Origin of the sequence: Agrobacterium tumefaciens, from assembly GCF_013318015.2 — a bacterium.
Classification (GTDB): domain Bacteria; phylum Pseudomonadota; class Alphaproteobacteria; order Rhizobiales; family Rhizobiaceae; genus Agrobacterium; species Agrobacterium tumefaciens.
Map to the genome: position 1 here is coordinate 436,175 of NZ_CP115842.1, position 17,134 is coordinate 453,308.

Sequence of the window (17,134 nt, forward strand, 5' to 3'; positions counted from 1 at the left end):
CAGGGCCTGCGCAATGTCCGAAACGGCACCACTTCTGGAAGCACGCGCCATCGGTAAATCCTTTCTCGGGATAACGGCGCTGGACGGCGTCGATTTTTCGCTCGGGCGCGGTGAAATTCACGCGCTTCTCGGCGAAAACGGCGCGGGGAAATCAACACTCATCAAGATACTGACCGGCGTTTACCACCGCGACAGCGGCTCCATCTTTCTGGAAGGTAGCGAGATATCGCCCACCAATGTCGGCGAAGCGCAGGCCCTCGGTATCGGCACCGTCTATCAGGAAGTAAACCTTCTCGAAAATCTGACCGTTGCCGAAAACCTCTTTCTCGGCCGCCAACCGCATCGCTTCGGGCTCATTGACAGAGCCTCGATGCAGAGACAATCGCAGGCGCTGCTGTCCCAATACGGGCTTTCGATCGACGTCAACGCCCTGCTTTCCAGCTATTCCGTGGCTATCCGCCAGATCATCGCCATTGCCCGCGCCGTCGATCTTTCCGGCAAGGTGCTGGTGCTGGACGAGCCGACCGCCAGCCTCGATGCCCATGAGGTCGAGATGCTGTTCGGTGTGCTGCGGAACTTGCGCGCGCGGGGTATCGGCATCGTCATAATCACCCACTTCCTAAACCAGGTCTACGATATCGCCGACCGGGTGACGGTTCTGCGCAACGGCCGCCTCGTTGGCACGCGCGACATCGGCAACCTGCCGAGGTCCGAACTCATTGCGATGATGCTTGGTCGCGAGCTTCAGCACATCACCCACGAGCATCAGGCCACTGACGACACGGTTGCCGAGGGCGAACCGCCGATCCGTTTCGAGGGGTACGGCAAACGCGGCAGCATCGCCCCCTTCGACCTCGGCATTCGTCCGGGAGAGATCGTCGGCGTCGCCGGTCTTTTGGGGTCGGGACGAACGGAAACGGCTTTCCTGCTGTTCGGCATCGACAAGCCCGATACCGGCAAGGCCACGATAGACGGAAAGACCATCGCTCTTTCTTCGCCTGAAGCCGCAATCACGGCCGGGTTCGGTTTCTGCCCGGAGGAGCGCAAGACTGACGGTATCATCGGCGACTTTTCCGTGACCGACAATATTGCTCTGGCTCTCCAGGCCCGCCAGGGATGGGCGCGGCCGCTTTCGCGCCGGCAGAAGGTGGAACTGGCCGAAAGCTTCATCAAATCGCTGGACATCCGCCCGGCCGATCCTGACCGGCCGATAAAATTCCTGTCCGGCGGCAACCAGCAGAAAGCCATTCTGGCGCGCTGGCTTGCAACCCATCCCCGGCTTCTGATCCTCGATGAGCCGACCCGTGGTATCGATATCGGCGCCCATGCGGAAATCCTCAAAATGATCGAAAAACTCTGCACCGAGGGCATGTCGCTCGTCGTCATCTCGTCCGAACTGGAAGAACTGACCGCCGTTGCCCACCGGGTCGTCGTGCTGTCCGACCGCCGGCATGTCAGCGAATTGAAGGGCGGCGAGGTGACGGCCGACAACATCATGCGGGCAATTGCGGATGCGGCCAGAACGGAGGCGGCATGATGGTGGCTGTGACAAGGCGCCTGAAAAGGCTTGCTCCCCAACTGATCGCCCTCTTCGTCATTCTGGCAGCGATTACAATCGTTTCGCCGGGCTTTCTGCATGTTTCGTTCCAGAACGGCAGGCTTTACGGCAGTCTGATGGATATTCTCGTGCGTGCCGCACCCGTGGCGCTCCTGACGATTGGCATGACGCTGGTGATCGCCACCAAAGGCATCGATCTGTCGATCGGTGCTGTTATCGCCATTTGTGGCGCGGTGGCGGCAACACTTATCAGCAACGGCCATTCCATCCCAACCGTCATCGCCATCTCGCTTGCTGTTGGCATTGCCTGCGGCCTGTGGAACGGGGTGCTGGTAGCCCTTCTCGACATCCAGCCGATCATCGCCACGCTGATCCTGATGGTGGCGGGGCGCGGCATCGCCCAGCTCATCACCGAAGGTGTCATTCTCACCTTCAACGACGACAGCTTTTCCGCCATCGGCTCCGGCTCCTTCGCCGGCATTCCCCTGCCCGTCATCATCTGGTTGGCGGCGGCGCTGGTAATCGGCCTTCTGGTGCGCAAGAGCGCGCTCGGCTTTCTGATTGAGGCAACCGGCATCAATCGCCGCGCGGCGGCACTTGCCGGTGTGCGGGCACGCTTCCTGCTGTTTTTCGTCTACGCCGTTTCCGGTCTCTGCGCGGCCATCGCCGGCATGATCGTGACCGCCGACATTCGCGGCGCGGATGCCAACAATGCCGGGCTGTGGCTGGAACTGGACGCCATATTGGCGGTGGTGATCGGTGGTACATCGCTGAATGGCGGCCGCTTCTCCATCACCGCATCGCTGATCGGCGCGCTCATCATCCAGACCATCAATACCGGCATTCTGGTCTCCGGTTTCCCGCCGGAATTCAACCTAATCATCAAGGCTGGTATCATCATGGTGGTACTGACACTGCAATCGCCGGCAATCATGGCGGTTCTGGGCTTTGTCAAAACGCCAAAGCCACACGCAAAACCGGCCACCGCCAACGGAATGACCAAGGAAGGTACCGCGCGATGATCCACAGCCGCAATCTTCCGTTCCTCACCACACTGACGATCTTCCTCATCGCCTATCTTCTCTGCGTGCTGCAATATCCGGCGATCCTGTCGACACGGGTGATCGGCAATCTATTGACCGACAATGCCTTTCTCGGCATCGCTGCCGTTGGCATGACTTTCGTGATCCTGTCGGGTGGCATTGATCTGTCCATCGGCTCCGTCATCGCCTTCACCAGCGTTTTCGTAGCTGTCATGGTCGGCACCTATAATATTCACCCGCTGCTGGCCTTCGCCATCGTGCTCGTGATCTCGACGCTGTTCGGCTGCATGATGGGGGCGATGATACGCTTCCTGTCGATCCCGCCATTCGTGGTGACATTGGCGGGCATGTTCCTGGCGCGTGGCGCGGCCTATCTGATCTCGACGCAATCCGTACCGATCTCGCATCCCTTCATCGATGCGATACAGGGATTTTATTTCCGCTTTCCCGGCGGCGGCAGGCTGACAGCACTTGCTATTGTCATGCTTCTCGTCTTTGCCGCCGGCATGCTGATTGCCAGCCGCACCCGCTTCGGCGCCAATGTCTACGCACTTGGCGGTAACCCGCAATCGGCCGAACTGATGGGTGTGCCGATCGGTACAACGACAATCGGCATCTACGCACTTTCCGGGTTCCTGTCCGGCCTCGCCGGCATCGTCTACACGCTCTACACCTCATCGGGTTATTCCTTGGCGACCGTGGGCGTGGAGCTGGACGCTATTGCAGCTGTTGTCATTGGCGGAACGCTTCTGACGGGTGGAATGGGGCTGGTGGCGGGCACCTTCGTCGGACTGCTGATCCAGGGGTTGATCCAGACCTACATCGTTTTTGACGGAACCCTGTCATCCTGGTGGACCAAAATCGTTATTGGCGTGCTGCTTTTTGTCTTCATCGTGTTGCAGCGCGCAATCATCTGGTATTCAAACAGGAGACTGGCCGGACCACATCCGGCATAACCAACACGGAGGCTTTATTGGGGCTGCTCGAAACGACGATAAGCGGGCGAAAACGCCGGAACAGCCACGCGCATGTGGTCTCCGAACTCGGCAGCGCCATCGTCTCGGGCAGGATCGCGGAAGGATCCCTGCTGCCTAACGATGCCGAACTGTCGCTCCGTTTCGGGGTCTCGCGCACCGTGTTGCGCGAGACGATGAAGACGCTGGCGGCCAAGCGGCTGGTCGAACCCAAGGCAAAGGTCGGCACCCGCGTTCTCGACCGTTCGAGCTGGAACTTCTTTGACCCGGATGTGCTGGGCTGGCGCTGCGAAGCCGGGATAGACCAGGAATTCGTTACACATCTGGCGGAAATCCGCCTCGCGCTCGAACCGGCGGCGGCGGCAGCTGCCGCGCTTCAGGCATCGAATGACGATATCGTTTCCCTTTATGTGATTGCCGCCAAATTCGACAATCCGCAGCATACCCCGGAAACCATCGCCAAGGTCGATCTCGAATTCCACCTCGCCGTGGCGCACATGTCAGGCAATCCGTTCATGCGTTCGGCAAGCGGGCTGATCGAGGCCGCCCTTGCGATCTCATTCCAGCTTTCATCCCCGGCCTCGTCGCCCGGAACCATCGCCGAGATCGCCGCAAACCATCTGCGGATCGTGCACGCCATCGCCGCCCGTGATGCGGACGCCGCCGTGAAAGCCATGCGCCATGTAATCGAGGTCGGCAAGGACCGGACGCGAAAGGCAATCAAGACGCCTTGAAGGCGAAAAGCCTATCGACATCCCTTCTGTCACCCCGGGCCTGATGCCGGCATGACGGAGGGGGTGGCTTTTCATCATAAAATTCGGACCCGCACGGATGCGGGCCCTTTTTCTTCCGGCAAGTATCTTACCCCTGCGACGCTTCAATCTGCGGCACCACGCCACGGCGCGATGCCATGAGTGATGCGCCGAGGAGTGCTGCAATGCTGACGAAAACGAAGACCATCGTCGCACCCTGAAGGTCGATCAGCAGTCCGCCCAGAACAGCGCCGCTGGAAATGGCGATCTGGAAGGTGGTGAGCAGCAACGCGCCTGCACTTTCGGCCTCGTCTGAGGCGACGCGGGTGATGAAGCTCTGCACGCTGACAGGAAGCGCACCGAAGGCGAAACCCCAGGAGGCAATGGCAAAGCCAGCGACAACGGGAGATGCACCGGCAATCACCAGCACGGAAGCGGATGCGGCAATCAGGGTGGCGGCAAACGTCACGGCCCATGCCGTGTTCTTCTCAGCGAGGAAGCCGCCGAAGAGATTACCGAAAAAACCGCCCACGCCGTAAGCCAGAAGAACGAGCGAGATTGCTTCGACGCCAAGCTGCGGCACGTCTTCGAGGAAGGGGCGAACATAGGTGAAGCCGGCGAAGTGGCCCGCGACGATGAATAGCGTCGTCAGAAGGCCGATCCTGACCTGCGGGCGCTGCAATAGCCGGAACATGGTGGACAGGCCGGGCGCACCGGCCGGCGGCAGCGAGGGAACGGTGAGCAACTGCACGACAAGTGCGATGACACCCAGCACGCCGGCGACGGCAAAGGCCGCACGCCAGCCAAGCGTCGCGCCGATCCACGCTCCGACAGGGGCTGCGCAAACGGTGGCAACCGAAACGCCGGTTAGGATGATGGCCATGGCGCGCGGCATCTTATCCAGCGGAACAAGCCTTAGCGCCAGCGCCGCCGACATGGCCCAAAAGCCGCCAAGGCCGATGCCGAGCAAAACGCGCGATGTAAACAGCATGAAAAGACCGTTGGCAAAAGCGGCCAATGTGCTGGAAATGATCAGCAACGTCGTGAGGCCAAGCAGGGTCCACCGGCGATCAATGCTGCGCGTGCCGATGACGACGCCGGGACCGGCAACCGCTGCGACCAGTGCCGTGACGGTGATGGATTGGCCGGCAATGCCGGAGCTGATGGAAAGATCGGTCGACAGTGGCGTCAGAAGGCTGACCGGCAGGAATTCCGCCGTTACCAGCCCGAAGACACCGAGCGAAAGCGAAACCACCGCCGCCCACTTCGCATCCGGCTCTTGTCTGTGTGGCGCATATTCAAGTTCGTTGATTGTTCGGTTATTCATGAAAATCTCCTGATGCGCATTCTGGGAACGAGCCCTGAAACGGAATGGCAAAACGATGAAGCCGGTGGGAGCCCGGTGCGTCGCCTCACAAATCGATGGTCGTAAGCTACGCGTGACAGCTCGGCGTTTCCATGCTAAAAAATCCGCATTCCTTAACCAAACGTCCGAATTTGTGAGTTGCCATGAATGATGCACTGACGGAAATGCTGCGTGGTCTGCGGCTTGACGGCGTGGAATATGGCCGCTGCCGCATGGCAACGCCCTGGGCGACGGCCTTTCCCGAGCAGGAGGCGGCGCGGTTTCATTTTATTGGCGTGGGCCAGGCAAAATTACGCAAACCTTCCGGAGAATGGCTGACGCTTACGTGCGGCGATGCAGTGCTTCTTCCCCGTGGCCACGCCCATGTGCTGGGCAGCGGCGAGGATGTGACACCCGCCCTCTTCGACCGGTTCGGTAAAAAGGAAGTATGTCAGGGCATTTTCGACATGGAATGTGCCGGTGCCGGCGGCGACACGGTAGCCTTTACCGCCTCGATGCGTTTCAACATGGATAATCTGCATCCGCTTTTGCAACTGATGCCGGATGTGATGCTGACCAGCGATCTCGCCAAAAGCGATCCGGCCATTCCGCATCTCCTGGAAGCCATGGCGCGCGAAGTGGAACTGAACCGTGTTGGTGCCGGTGGCATTCTGGCGCGGCTTGCCGATGTCTTGACGGCAACACTGATCCGCACATGGGTAGAATATGGTTGCGGCGATTCCAGCGGCTGGCTTGCCGCCGTACGCAATCCCGAACTCGGACGGGTGCTTGCAGCGATCCACCTTACCCCCGAGAAAGACTGGAGCGTGGAAGAGCTTGCCTCCCTGATGGGCGCATCCCGCTCGAGTTTTGCAGAACGCTTCACCCGTGTGGTGGGTGAAAGCCCAGCCCGTTATGTCGTTCGCATACGCATGCATCAGGCGCGACTGTGGCTGCGCGAGGGTATGCGTGTCACGTTGGCGGCGGAAAAGCTCGGCTACGATTCCGAGGCATCCTTCAGCCGCGCCTTCAAACGCGTGATCGGCGCGCCGCCCAGCCAGTTCCGCAGGAAGGACACCTCTGGTCTGGAAGATGCGGCATAGAGCGCATCTTAGAGCACGTCCGGCTTAAACAGAATCTTTGGACGCGCTCTATCTCTTTGTTTTTACGCATTTTCTGGACGTAAAACCGCTACGCACTTTTACTGGAAATGCTCTAATGGAAATTGCGGGAAATGACCTTTATCCTCTCCACCTCATCTCCATCCTGGGTCGCAGGCGGTGGGCGTTTCCTGATGTTGCGATGATCGTCCGGCGGAATACCGTGGTGGAACTCGTCGCCGCGCCCATGCGGCAGAGGAAAGGGGTGGTTGCGCTCACCCACGCTTGCCAGCGCCTCTGACAGATCGGTCAGCCGGTGGGCGACCAGATGCACCACCTCGCCTTCCCGTTGGATCTTGCCGTAAATGCCGACCATACCGGCGGAAAGCACCACGCGCCGGTATTTTTCGAAGGTCTTTACCCACAGAACCGCATTGGCAATACCCGTCTCATCCTCCAGAGTCATGAAGATCACTCCCTTTGCCGAGCCTGGGCGCTGGCGCACCAGAACCAGCCCCGCCGTTTCCAGCCTCGTGCCATCACGGACGCGCACCGCCTCCGCGCAGCTGACGATGCGCCGGCGGGAAAGATCGCGCCGCAGGAAGGACATGGGGTGTTCGCGCAGGGTCAGCCCCACATGGCCATAATCCTGCACCACCTCGCCGCCATCAGTCATGGGCCGCAGCGCGACGGAGGGTTCGGAAAGCTCATCCACCACAGCGTTTTCCCGGCTGGCAGCGGCAGCAAAAAGCGGCAGCGGCTCATCCCGCAACGCCTTGATGGCCCACAGCGCCTCGCGTCTGGAAAGCGACAGCGACGGCAGAAAGGCATCGGCTTCGGCGAGACAGACTAGGGCAGCGGCGGGAACACCTGCCCTCCGCCAGAGATCGTCCACGGAAACGAAATCGCGATCCTGACGGCAGGCGACGATTTTTGCTGCATGATCGTTGGAAAGCCCCTTTACCATGCGCAGGCCAAGCCGCACGGCGTAGCGCTCTTTACCATTCGCATTCTTCTTGCCCGTGGGCTCCAGCGTGCAATCAAACCGGCTGTTGTTGACGCAAACCGGGCGCACCTCCACGCCATGATCGCGCGCATCACGCACAATCTGCGCCGGGGCGTAAAACCCCATTGGCTGCGAATTGAGAAGCGCCGTACAGAAAATATCGGGATGATGGCATTTCAGCCATGAGGAGGCATAGGCGATCAGCGCGAAGGAGGCGGCATGGCTTTCTGGAAAACCATAACTGCCGAACCCTTCCAGCTGCTTGAAGATGCGTTCGGCGAATTCTTGCTCATAACCACGATCCACCATGCCATCGATCATATCCTGACGGAATTTGGAGATGGTGCCGACATTCTTGAAGGTCGCCATGGCGCGACGCAACTGATCCGCCTTACCGGGTGAAAAACCGGCGCATTCGATGGCGACGCGCATCGCCTGCTCCTGAAACAGCGGTACACCCAGCGTTTTGCCCAGCACGCCTCTCAGCTCCTCTTTGGGATAATGTTCTTCTTCTTTTTTGTCACGGCGACGAAGATAGGGGTGCACCATATCGCCCTGAATGGGACCGGGACGAACGATGGCGACCTGAATGACGAGATCGTAAAATATCTTTGGCTTCAACCGCGGCAGCATGGACATCTGCGCCCGGCTTTCAATCTGGAAGGTACCCAGCGTGTCGGCTTTCTGGATCATGGCATAGGTAGGGTCATCATCCTGTGGGACAGTGGCGAGATCGTATTTAACGCCCGTGCGCTCCTCCAGCATGTTGAAACCGCGTCTCATGCAGGAGAGCATGCCGAGCGCCAGGCAATCCATCTTCATGAATTTGACGATATCTATGTCATCTTTGTCCCATTCGATGATCTGCCGGTCGTCCATGGCGGCGGGTTCGATCGGCACCAACTCGTCCAGCCGGTCATGGGTCAGAACGAAGCCGCCCGGATGCTGGCTGTGATGGCGCGGTGTGCCGACAAGCTGGTTGGCCAGCTCGAAGGCGAGCTTCAGGCGGCGGTCCTCCATATTGAGGTTCAGTTCCTGCACCTGTTTTTCGCCCACCCCTTCGCTCCAGCGCCAGACCTGCGAGGACAGAAGTTTGGTCAAATCTTCCGGCAGGCCCAGAACCTTGCCGACATCGCGCAGCGCCCCGCGCCCGCGATAACGGGTGACGACCGAGCACAGCGCGGCCTTGTCGCGACCATAAGTGTTATAAACCCACTGGATGACCTCCTCGCGCCTTTGATGCTCAAAATCCACGTCGATATCTGGCGGCTCGCGCCGTTCTTCCGAAACGAAACGTTCGAACAGGAGATCAACCTTGAGAGGATCGATGGCGGTGATACCGAGCACATAACATACCACCGAATTGGCGGCTGAGCCGCGCCCCTGACAGAGAATATTTTCCCCCCGTGCAAATTGGACGATGGCATTTACTGTCAGAAAATAGGGTGCATATTCCAGCCTGCCGATAAGCCCCAACTCATGATGCAGTGCCTTTTCGACCTTCTCCGGCAGACCATCCGGATAACGCCCCGGCGCCGCTTCCCAGACGAGCTTTTCCAACGCCTGTTGCGCCGTCAGCCCCGGCAGGCTGCGCTCTTCAGGATATTGATAGACCAGCTCCTTCAGCGAAAAGGTGCAACGCTTCGCGATTTCGAGGCTGCGGGCCAGTGCTTCCGGGTAGCGGGCAAACAGCCGGTGCATTTCCTGAGGCGGCTTCATATAGCGGTCGGCATGCCGCTCGCGCCGGAAACCCGCCTCGTCAATGGTGCAATTGTGCCGGATGCAGGTAACGACATCCTGCAGCATGCGACGCTCGGGCACATGAAACAGCACGTCATTGGTAACAACAGTCGGCACATCAGCGGCTGCAGCCATATTCGACAATTCGAAAAGCCGCATCTGGTCGTTGGGTCGTCTTCGCAGGCTCAGCGCCATATAGGCCCGGTCAGCAAAAGCGGCTTTCAACCGGCGCAGGCGAAGCGCGCAGAGATCGTCAGCCAGATCGGCGAGCAGCACCACGATAAGGCCTTCGCCATAAGCTACGAGATCGTCCCATGTGAGCCGACACTTACCCTTGCCACCCCTCTTCTTGCCGACGGAAAGCAGCCGGCAAAGCCGCCCGTAAGCCGGGCGATCCATGGGATAGACAAGCACGGAAAGATCGTCATCCAGATCGAGCCGGCAGCCGATGACGAGCCGGATGCCATGATTATCGGCCGCTTCATAAGCGCGGGGAATGGCCGCAAGGCTATTGCGATCGACGATGCCGAGTGCCTCGATACCGAGATTTTTTGCCTGTTCGAACAGTTCATCACAGGAACTTGCACCGCGCAGGAAGGAGAAATGCGTGGTCACCTGAAGCTCGGCATAGCGCAGCGTGCTCATGCGAAGACCCCATGGATGAACCAGCCCTGCGAGCCCGTCTCGGTATGTTCGCCATCACCGGAGCGGAAAATCCAGAAGCGCTCGCCGCTTTCGTTTTCGACAGTGAAATAATCGCGCACGGCGGCCTTTTCGCGGTCGCGTTTCCACCATTCGCCAAACACCCGTTCCGGCCCATCAGCGCGCCGCACATTATGGCGCACGCCTTTCCAGATGAAATAACGCGGCGGATGATCCGGAAGCAGCGCCAGAGTTTCGATGGGTTCCGGCCTTGCAAAAATCCTGACCGGGCGCGGCCAGTGGCAAGGCCAGCCGAGGGTATCCTCAGGTGCCAGCGCCGAAACGCTGGCAAGAGAACGTTCCGGCACGTCGCTTGCCACCGCCGCATAACGATAGACCCTGTGGCCGCGATTGAGGATGACATCGACCGTATCGGCGATTTCCGCACGCCCTTCCTCCAGAAGCGAGGACCGGGCCTGCGCGGCGACAAGCGGCTCGGCATGGGTGGCGGTCAGCACCATCATCTCGATGCCGAAACCGGGATCGATGGTGTCGATCCGGTCGGTCAGAAGCCGGACAAGCTGTTTGACATCACGCACCGGTCTGGAGGTGCCGGCCCGCACGGCCTGCAAGCCGCTATCCACCCGGTGCAGCACAAGATCGACGCGACGTGCGCCAAGGCCACGCTTTTCCAGCGAGACGCAAAGCTCAGCAACCAGCTTTTGCACATAGCGGGCAATTGTCTCCGCCGCCGCGATCGGCTCGGGAAAGGCGCGGCGCACCTCCACCAGTTCGGCAATGCGCACCGGCTCGATAGGTTCGCCAGTCTCGCCAAAAGCCTGAGTGAGCCGCCTGACCACTTCCGGGCCGAAACGCAGGGTCAACGGCGCCCGTGGAGCCTCGGCAAGTTCGCCTATGGTGCGAAAACCGAGCACCTTCAATCCGGAAACGATACGCTCCTCCAGCCTGAGCGCCGCCATAGGCAGCCCGCTGATCGCCGCCCGCTGCCCGCCCGGCGATACGATGCTGATCTCCTTACGGCCAAACCGGGCAAGCGCATGGGCCGCCCCCCAGCTATCGGCAATAGCAGCGCGGGCGGCGAAGCCTGCGGCATGCAGGCGGTTCACCATGCCGCTCAACATCAGCGTCTCATTGCCGTGCAGATGGTCCGCACCTGCCGTATCCAGCACCAGCCCATCAGGCGGATCTGCGGCGACGATCGGGGCATAGATACGCAGGAAATGAAAAGCGAGCTGTTGCAGGGCGCGGGCATCCGCCGCCGCATCCAGATCCTCGACAACGAGACCCGGCACCAAAGCCTGCGCCTTGCTGACGGGTGTACCGGGCCGGATGCCCACCGCCTTTGCTGCCTTGTCCAGTGCCAGCACGAGGCGGCGGCTTCCCTGACGGCCGATCATGACCAGCGGCTTTTCAACCGGCGGCGCGTTCTGCCCCGAAAGACGCCGGTAGCGATCCGTCGGCCATGTCGGCAGGTAAAGCGAGACGACCCTTTGCATCACAGGCTTCCACTTCAAATGCAGCGCTTTCGCCGCCGCGACATCGCAAAAGTTCCAGAAACCAGCGTGGCCTGCCCACCCCCGGCACCGGCAGGGGCGAAGATGGCCGGACAGAGACACGCCAGCGGGTGACAGCGGCCGTCGGCTCGCCAAACAACGCCGCATCGGCCGGGCGCCGGAAGCGGCGGATGGCGATGCCGGTGACACCAGAGGTTTCCGCCGCCAGTTGCAACCGTCGCGAGGCATTCATCGGCAACTTCGCAAGCTCGCCCATCACGGCGCCAAAACCGTTGCAGCGCAAGCCTTCCTCGAAACAGTCGAGCACGCCTTTCTCATCGCGGCATTCGACGATGATGACCCGGTTCTGCGACAGGCCCGCCTGCGTCAATCCCGGCATGAACAGATCCCTGCGGGTGACACACCATAAGACCTTGCCGGACAGCCTTGCTGCCACACCGGCCGCAAAAAGCGCCGCTGCCGCACCATCGGCGGCGCCATTGCCGCCGCCGCTCACCTCATGCAGGCAACCGAGCTTCAGCCCGCCTCCAGGCAAATGGTGATCGATGGCATCCACGCCAAAAGGCAAGGCCTCGTGCAGGCGGTGAGGACCGCCACCGATCCTTTCCAGCCTTTCACGCAGCTCTTCGACAACGAGCAACTGTTCCGCGCGCTTTTGCATGGCATGACAGGTTTCAATTCCGGTTTTTCAGTTCTATTGTTCCTGTTTTGTTCTTATTTCAGCAAAGAGTCAAGCAATGCTGTGCGGCTCTTCAACAGGTTTGCGCGGGAAGAGAGGGATTATGGCCTTGCGGCCATGTGTACCACCGTTAAAACGGATTATCCGGTCGGCCTCTCCCTTTTTGCGGATAATTGACGCGCCGGACATCAGGGTTTGGAGGAAACCGCCGATGATCGCCAGCATTCTGATTGCCGTGGTTGCGGCCATCCATGTTTACATCACCATTCTGGAAATGCTGCTGTGGGAAAAGCCGGCCGGCCGCAAGGCCTTCGGCCTCTCTGCGGATTTTGCGCGACAGACGAAGGTGCTTGCCGCCAATCAGGGGCTTTACAATGGTTTTCTGGCAGCCGGATTGATCTATGGGCTCACGCAGGGCGATGAAGGACTGAGTTTCAAGGTCTTCTTCCTCACCTGTGTCCTGGTAGCCGGCATTTTCGGCGCCATTACCGCCAATATGAAAATCCTGTTCATTCAGGCTTTGCCGGCATTGTTTGCGCTCGGCTTCCTCTGGATCGGAGTATGAACCTATGACCGCATGGAACGATCTCCGCGCAAAAGACGCCCTCAACCGCATATTTATGGCGGCAGTGGCGAGTGCAGATCCCGCAAAGGTGCTGCAACATCATCTTCCTTACCCGCCCAAGGGCAGGTGTGTGGTGGTCGGCGCGGGCAAGGCCTCGGCTGCCATGGCCGCAGCGCTTGATAAGGCCTGGGCGGATGTGAACCTCTCCGGTATCGTCGTAACACGTTACGGTCATGCCGTTCCGGCCGGGCGCATCGAAATCATCGAGGCCTCCCATCCCGTGCCCGACGACATGAGTGCGGAAGCGGCAAGACGCATTCTTGCCGCCGTTGAAGGGCTGACCGCAGACGACATGGTGATCGCGCTAATTTCCGGCGGCGGTTCGGCACTGATGGTCGCACCTGCCGAAGGCATGACGCTTGCGGACAAGATGGCCGTCAACCGCGCGCTTCTCGCCAGCGGTGCGACGATTTCCGAGATGAATGCCGTGCGCAAGCACCTCTCCCGCATAAAGGGCGGACGACTGGCGCTGGCCGCCAAACCGGCCAGAGTGGTTTCGCTGTTGATTTCAGACGTACCGGGCGACGATCCCTCCGAAATCGCTTCCGGCCCCACGGTTGCCGATCCGAGCGATATCAACAATGTGCGGGAAATCGTCTCCCGTTATGCGCTCGATCTTCCCGAGAATGTGCGCAAAGTGCTGGAAAAGGGCGAGGAAACGCCGAAGACAGGCGATATAGAAGAGGACATCAGGCTGATCGCGACACCCTCGCTCGCCCTACAGGCGGCGGCGGACGAGGCGGTGAGGCTTGGCCTTACGCCGCTCATCCTCGGGGATTCGCTGGAGGGCGAGTCAAAGGATGTCGGCGCGGTGATGGCGGGTATCGCCCTCTCCGCCAGCCGCAAGGGCCTGCCAGTCAAAGGCCCGGCCGTGCTGCTTTCCGGCGGAGAAACCACGGTGACGATCGGCAAAGGGCTGGCCGGCAAGGGTGGGCGCAACACGGAATTTCTGCTGAGCCTTGCACTGACGCTGAAGGGTGCAGACGGTATCTGGGCCATTGCCGGCGATAGCGACGGCATAGACGGCGTTGAGGATGCGGCAGGCGCACTGGTGACGCCCGATACGCTTGCGCGTATGCGCAACGCCGGTGCCGATCCGCGCCAGTCGCTGGTGGGACACGACAGCTACACCGCCTTCAAGGCGGTTGGCGACCTTGTCGTTACCGGTCCGACGCTGACGAATGTGAATGATATCAGGGCGATTTTGATCGGGTGAAAGCAGGAGAGTTCGAGCCTGTTATGGCCTTGCGGTGCGCCTCGTTGAAGGTGGCTGTTTTGACTATACCGTCGGACAGGTATAATCTGGTGGCCTGTCTTTTGGAGCCTCAGCCATGCGTTTTGGAGTGCTCGTAATTGGTCTAGCCCTGGCCCTGATCCCCACCTTGGCGGATGCCCACAATTGCAAATGCCGAAATCGCGGTGTCATGTTCGAACTCGGCCAGACATCCTGCCTGAGGGTCGATGGCGGCTCCTATCTCGCGCGCTGCGAAATGAAACTCAACGTCTCATCCTGGACGAGAATACAGGACGGTTGCCCCGTGACTGAACGAATGCAGCAGCAGATGACACGCGCAAATTGATCACGTCTTCAGGTGGGTCGTGAGGGGAAGCAGGCAGAGATATGCCGAGAGCTTGCCCCCTCATCCGGCCCTTCTCCCCCCAAGGGAGAAGAAATGCGCCGCGACGCCATGTCGATCTTACAGCTTCACCCAGCCGCCATTCTTTTTACCGGATTCGATGCAGGCGGTGACAAAAGCAACGCCTTTGACACCGTCATCGACGGTCGGATAGGTGACCGCCTTGTCGAGCTCCGAACCGGTGCGGCGGGCTTCGATGGCGTGTGCCGCTTCGGTATAGATGGTCGCGAAGGCTTCGAGATATCCTTCCGGATGGCCCGAGGGAATGCGCGTGACACGCGCGGCCGCGGCACCGGCGCCAGCACCGCCGCGGGTGATGAGCTGTTTCGGCTCGCCAAGCTTCGTGAACCAGAGATAGTTCGGATCAGCCTGCGTCCACTCGATGCCTGCCTTGTCGCCGTAAACGCGGACCTTCAGCCCGTTTTCATGCCCGACAGCCACCTGGCTGCACCAAAGCAGGCCCTTGGCTGGTTGCTTGCCGTCCTTTGGCTTGAAGCGCAGCATCACATGCGCATTGTCGTCCAGACGGCGACCTTCCACGAAGGTATGTACATCCGCTGCCAGTTCATCGGCTTCCAGACCGGAAATGAAGCAGCCGAGATTATAGGCATGGGTGCCGATATCCCCTGTGGAGCCGCCGACACCGGATTGCGCCGGATCGGTGCGCCAGACGGCCTGTTTCGCACCGGTCTGCTCCAACGGCTCAGCCAGCCAATCCTGCGGATATTCCATCTGCACCAGACGGATGTTCCCGAGCGCACCGGTTTCCACCAGTTCACGCGCATGCCGCACCATAGGATAACCGGTGTAGTTATGGGTGAGGATGAATAGTGCGTCCGCCTTGTCCGCCACGTCCTTCAGCTTTTTGGCATCTTCCAGATTGGAGGTCAGCGGCTTGTCGCAGATGACATGGATGCCGCGTTCCAGAAACGCCTTCGCCGCAGGATAATGTACGTGGTTGGGCGTGACGATCGCTACCGCCTCGATACCATCCTCGCGAAGCGCTTCCTTCTCTGCCATTTCTTCGAATGACCCATAGCAACGCTCTGGAGCAAGCCCGAGTTCGCGGCCGGAGGCGAGGGATTTTTCCGGTGTCGAGGACAAGGCCCCGGCCACGAGATCGAAGCGGTTGTCGAGCCGCGCGGCCATGCGGTGAACGCCGCCGATAAATGCACCCGAACCGCCACCCACCATGCCCAGGCGAATCCGCGTGTTCGCCTTGTCGGTTGTCTTTCCTTCAATAGCCATAATGTCTCCTCGGCATTTTCTAAGCGCATTCCCACACGGAAAACGGCTTCACACTTTTCCTGGAAATGCTTTTAAAGCCCAAGCATGCGCCGGTTGGCCGCATCATCGGTGCCGGCAGATGCGAAATCATCAAAGGCTTTTTCCGTGACGCGGATGATATGGTGCTTGACGAACTCGGCCCCTTCCCGGGCACCGTCTTCAGGATGTTTCAGCGCGCATTCCCATTCAACCACTGCCCATCCGTCGAAATCATTGGCAGCCATTTTCGAGAATACCGCACCGAAATCCACCTGCCCGTCACCCAGCGAGCGGAAGCGGCCCGCACGGTTGACCCAACCCTGATAACCGCCATACACGCCCTGGCGGCCGGTCGGATTGAACTCAGCGTCCTTGACGTGGAACATCTTGATACGGTCTTTGTAGATGTCGATATTGTCAAGATAATCAAGGCATTGCAGCACATAATGCGACGGGTCGTAGAGCATGTTGGCGCGCTTGTGGTTCTTCACACGCTCCAGGAACATCTCGAAAGTCACGCCATCATGCAGATCTTCGCCGGGATGGATTTCGTAGCAGACATCCACGCCCTGCTCATCGGCATAATCAAGGATCGGCGTCCAGCGTCTTGCCAGCTCGTCAAAGGCGGTTTCCACCAGACCGGCCGGGCGCTGCGGCCACGGATAGATGAAGGGCCAGGCAAGAGCGCCCGAAAAGGTCGCATGTGCGTTGATGCCGAGATTTCTCGAAGCCTTCAGGGCAAGCTTCACCTGTTCCACCGCCCATTGCTGGCGAGCCTTCGGATTGCCGCGCACTTCAGGTGCTGCAAAACCATCGAAGGCTTCGTCATAGGCGGGGTGAACGGCAACCAGCTGGCCCTGCAAATGGGTGGAAAGCTCGGTTACCTCGACGCCGTTCTGGCGGGCGACACCCGCAAATTCATCGCAATAATCCTTGGATTCGGCGGCCTTTTTCAGATCGATCAACTGCCCGGCCCAGGTGGGAACCTGCACGCCGGCATAACCCTTTTCTGCCGCCCATTTGGTAATGCCGTCCCATGTATTGAAAGGCGCAGCATCACCGGCAAACTGACCGAGAAAAAGACCCGGTCCCTTGATCGTTTTCATAAAAATCTCCTCCTGTATCGATACAGTTTAGCGGTAAAACCGCTTTGGCTCCCAATTTGCCAAGCTAACCGCTCATAATTTTCAGACAAGCCCCAAATGCCGGGGAGCGAGAGAATTTCGTTATTC

Annotated in this window: 15 protein-coding genes; 8 read left to right on the forward strand and 7 right to left on the reverse strand. The window is 59.9% G+C overall.

Going from position 1 to position 17,134, the window contains the following annotated elements; all coding sequences use genetic code 11:
- The first annotated feature begins 13 nt into the window (after positions 1-13).
- From G6L97_RS15540 to G6L97_RS15555, 4 genes are read left to right on the forward strand one after another with little or no spacing between them, the layout of a single operon-like run.
- A complete protein-coding gene (locus G6L97_RS15540; protein WP_035251439.1) occupies positions 14-1,537 on the forward strand; it encodes a sugar ABC transporter ATP-binding protein in 1,524 nt (507 codons plus the stop codon).
- Positions 1,537-2,580, forward strand: a complete 1,044-nt coding sequence (locus tag G6L97_RS15545; RefSeq protein WP_003510702.1) for an ABC transporter permease — start codon at positions 1,537-1,539, stop codon at positions 2,578-2,580. The genes G6L97_RS15540 and G6L97_RS15545 overlap by 1 nt, the downstream gene beginning before the upstream one ends.
- Positions 2,577-3,557: a galactofuranose ABC transporter, permease protein YjfF gene (yjfF, locus tag G6L97_RS15550; protein WP_081308475.1), complete on the forward strand. Its 981-nt coding sequence runs from the start codon at positions 2,577-2,579 to the stop codon at positions 3,555-3,557. Before G6L97_RS15545 ends, yjfF begins: the two co-directional genes overlap by 4 nt.
- Positions 3,558-3,574: 17 nt before the next feature.
- Positions 3,575-4,309 (forward strand): FadR/GntR family transcriptional regulator, encoded by a 735-nt coding sequence (locus G6L97_RS15555; protein WP_013761497.1) that lies wholly within the window; start codon positions 3,575-3,577, stop codon positions 4,307-4,309.
- 127 nt (positions 4,310-4,436) lie between these two features.
- On the opposite strand, the gene G6L97_RS15560 is transcribed toward G6L97_RS15555, so the two are convergent.
- Positions 4,437-5,654, reverse strand: coding sequence for an MFS transporter (locus G6L97_RS15560; RefSeq protein WP_003510707.1), 1,218 nt, complete (start codon positions 5,652-5,654; stop codon positions 4,437-4,439).
- A gap of 182 nt (positions 5,655-5,836) precedes the next feature.
- On the opposite strand from G6L97_RS15560, the gene G6L97_RS15565 reads away from it, so the two are divergent.
- Entirely contained in the window at positions 5,837-6,775 is a 939-nt protein-coding gene (locus G6L97_RS15565) for an AraC family transcriptional regulator (RefSeq protein WP_013761499.1), read from the forward strand.
- A 112-nt stretch (positions 6,776-6,887) separates the two neighbouring features.
- Here G6L97_RS15565 and G6L97_RS15570 read toward each other — a convergent pair whose 3' ends face one another.
- The 4 genes from G6L97_RS15570 to G6L97_RS15585 all read right to left on the reverse strand — a co-directional run bounded on the left by G6L97_RS15570 (position 6,888) and on the right by G6L97_RS15585 (position 12,599).
- The gene (locus tag G6L97_RS15570; RefSeq protein ID WP_174003337.1) at positions 6,888-10,163 is read right to left on the reverse strand and encodes an error-prone DNA polymerase; all 3,276 of its coding nucleotides are present in this window, start codon (positions 10,161-10,163) and stop codon (positions 6,888-6,890) included.
- Positions 10,160-11,677 carry a Y-family DNA polymerase gene (locus G6L97_RS15575; protein WP_174003339.1) on the reverse strand — a complete coding sequence of 506 codons (1,518 nt, stop codon included), beginning with the start codon at positions 11,675-11,677 and terminating at the stop codon, positions 10,160-10,162. The genes G6L97_RS15570 and G6L97_RS15575 overlap by 4 nt, the downstream gene beginning before the upstream one ends.
- The gene (locus G6L97_RS15580) at positions 11,592-12,356 is read right to left on the reverse strand and encodes an ImuA family protein (protein WP_035199388.1); all 765 of its coding nucleotides are present in this window, start codon (positions 12,354-12,356) and stop codon (positions 11,592-11,594) included. The genes G6L97_RS15575 and G6L97_RS15580 overlap by 86 nt, the downstream gene beginning before the upstream one ends.
- 69 nt (positions 12,357-12,425) lie before the next feature.
- A complete protein-coding gene (locus G6L97_RS15585) occupies positions 12,426-12,599 on the reverse strand; it encodes a hypothetical protein (RefSeq protein WP_003510714.1) in 174 nt (57 codons plus the stop codon).
- On the opposite strand from G6L97_RS15585, the gene G6L97_RS15590 reads away from it, so the two are divergent.
- The 3 genes from G6L97_RS15590 (at position 12,586) to G6L97_RS15600 (ending at position 14,579) form a co-directional block, all read left to right on the forward strand.
- Positions 12,586-12,939: a DUF1304 domain-containing protein gene (locus tag G6L97_RS15590; RefSeq protein ID WP_065687727.1), complete on the forward strand. Its 354-nt coding sequence runs from the start codon at positions 12,586-12,588 to the stop codon at positions 12,937-12,939. The genes G6L97_RS15585 and G6L97_RS15590 overlap by 14 nt on opposite strands.
- 4 nt (positions 12,940-12,943) lie before the next feature.
- Positions 12,944-14,215: a glycerate kinase type-2 family protein gene (locus G6L97_RS15595; RefSeq protein WP_065687728.1), complete on the forward strand. Its 1,272-nt coding sequence runs from the start codon at positions 12,944-12,946 to the stop codon at positions 14,213-14,215.
- Positions 14,216-14,330: 115 nt separating this feature from the next.
- Entirely contained in the window at positions 14,331-14,579 is a 249-nt protein-coding gene (locus tag G6L97_RS15600; RefSeq protein ID WP_038493930.1) for a hypothetical protein, read from the forward strand.
- Between the two features lie 117 nt (positions 14,580-14,696).
- Here the strand turns inward: G6L97_RS15600 and G6L97_RS15605 are convergent, their stop codons facing one another.
- Positions 14,697-15,884 carry a Gfo/Idh/MocA family protein gene (locus G6L97_RS15605; RefSeq protein WP_013761506.1) on the reverse strand — a complete coding sequence of 396 codons (1,188 nt, stop codon included), beginning with the start codon at positions 15,882-15,884 and terminating at the stop codon, positions 14,697-14,699.
- 71 nt (positions 15,885-15,955) lie between these two features.
- On the reverse strand, positions 15,956-17,008 hold the full coding sequence (locus G6L97_RS15610; RefSeq protein WP_003510723.1) for a sugar phosphate isomerase/epimerase family protein: 1,053 nt from the start codon (positions 17,006-17,008) through the stop codon (positions 15,956-15,958).
- Between the last annotated feature and the right edge of the window lie 126 nt (positions 17,009-17,134).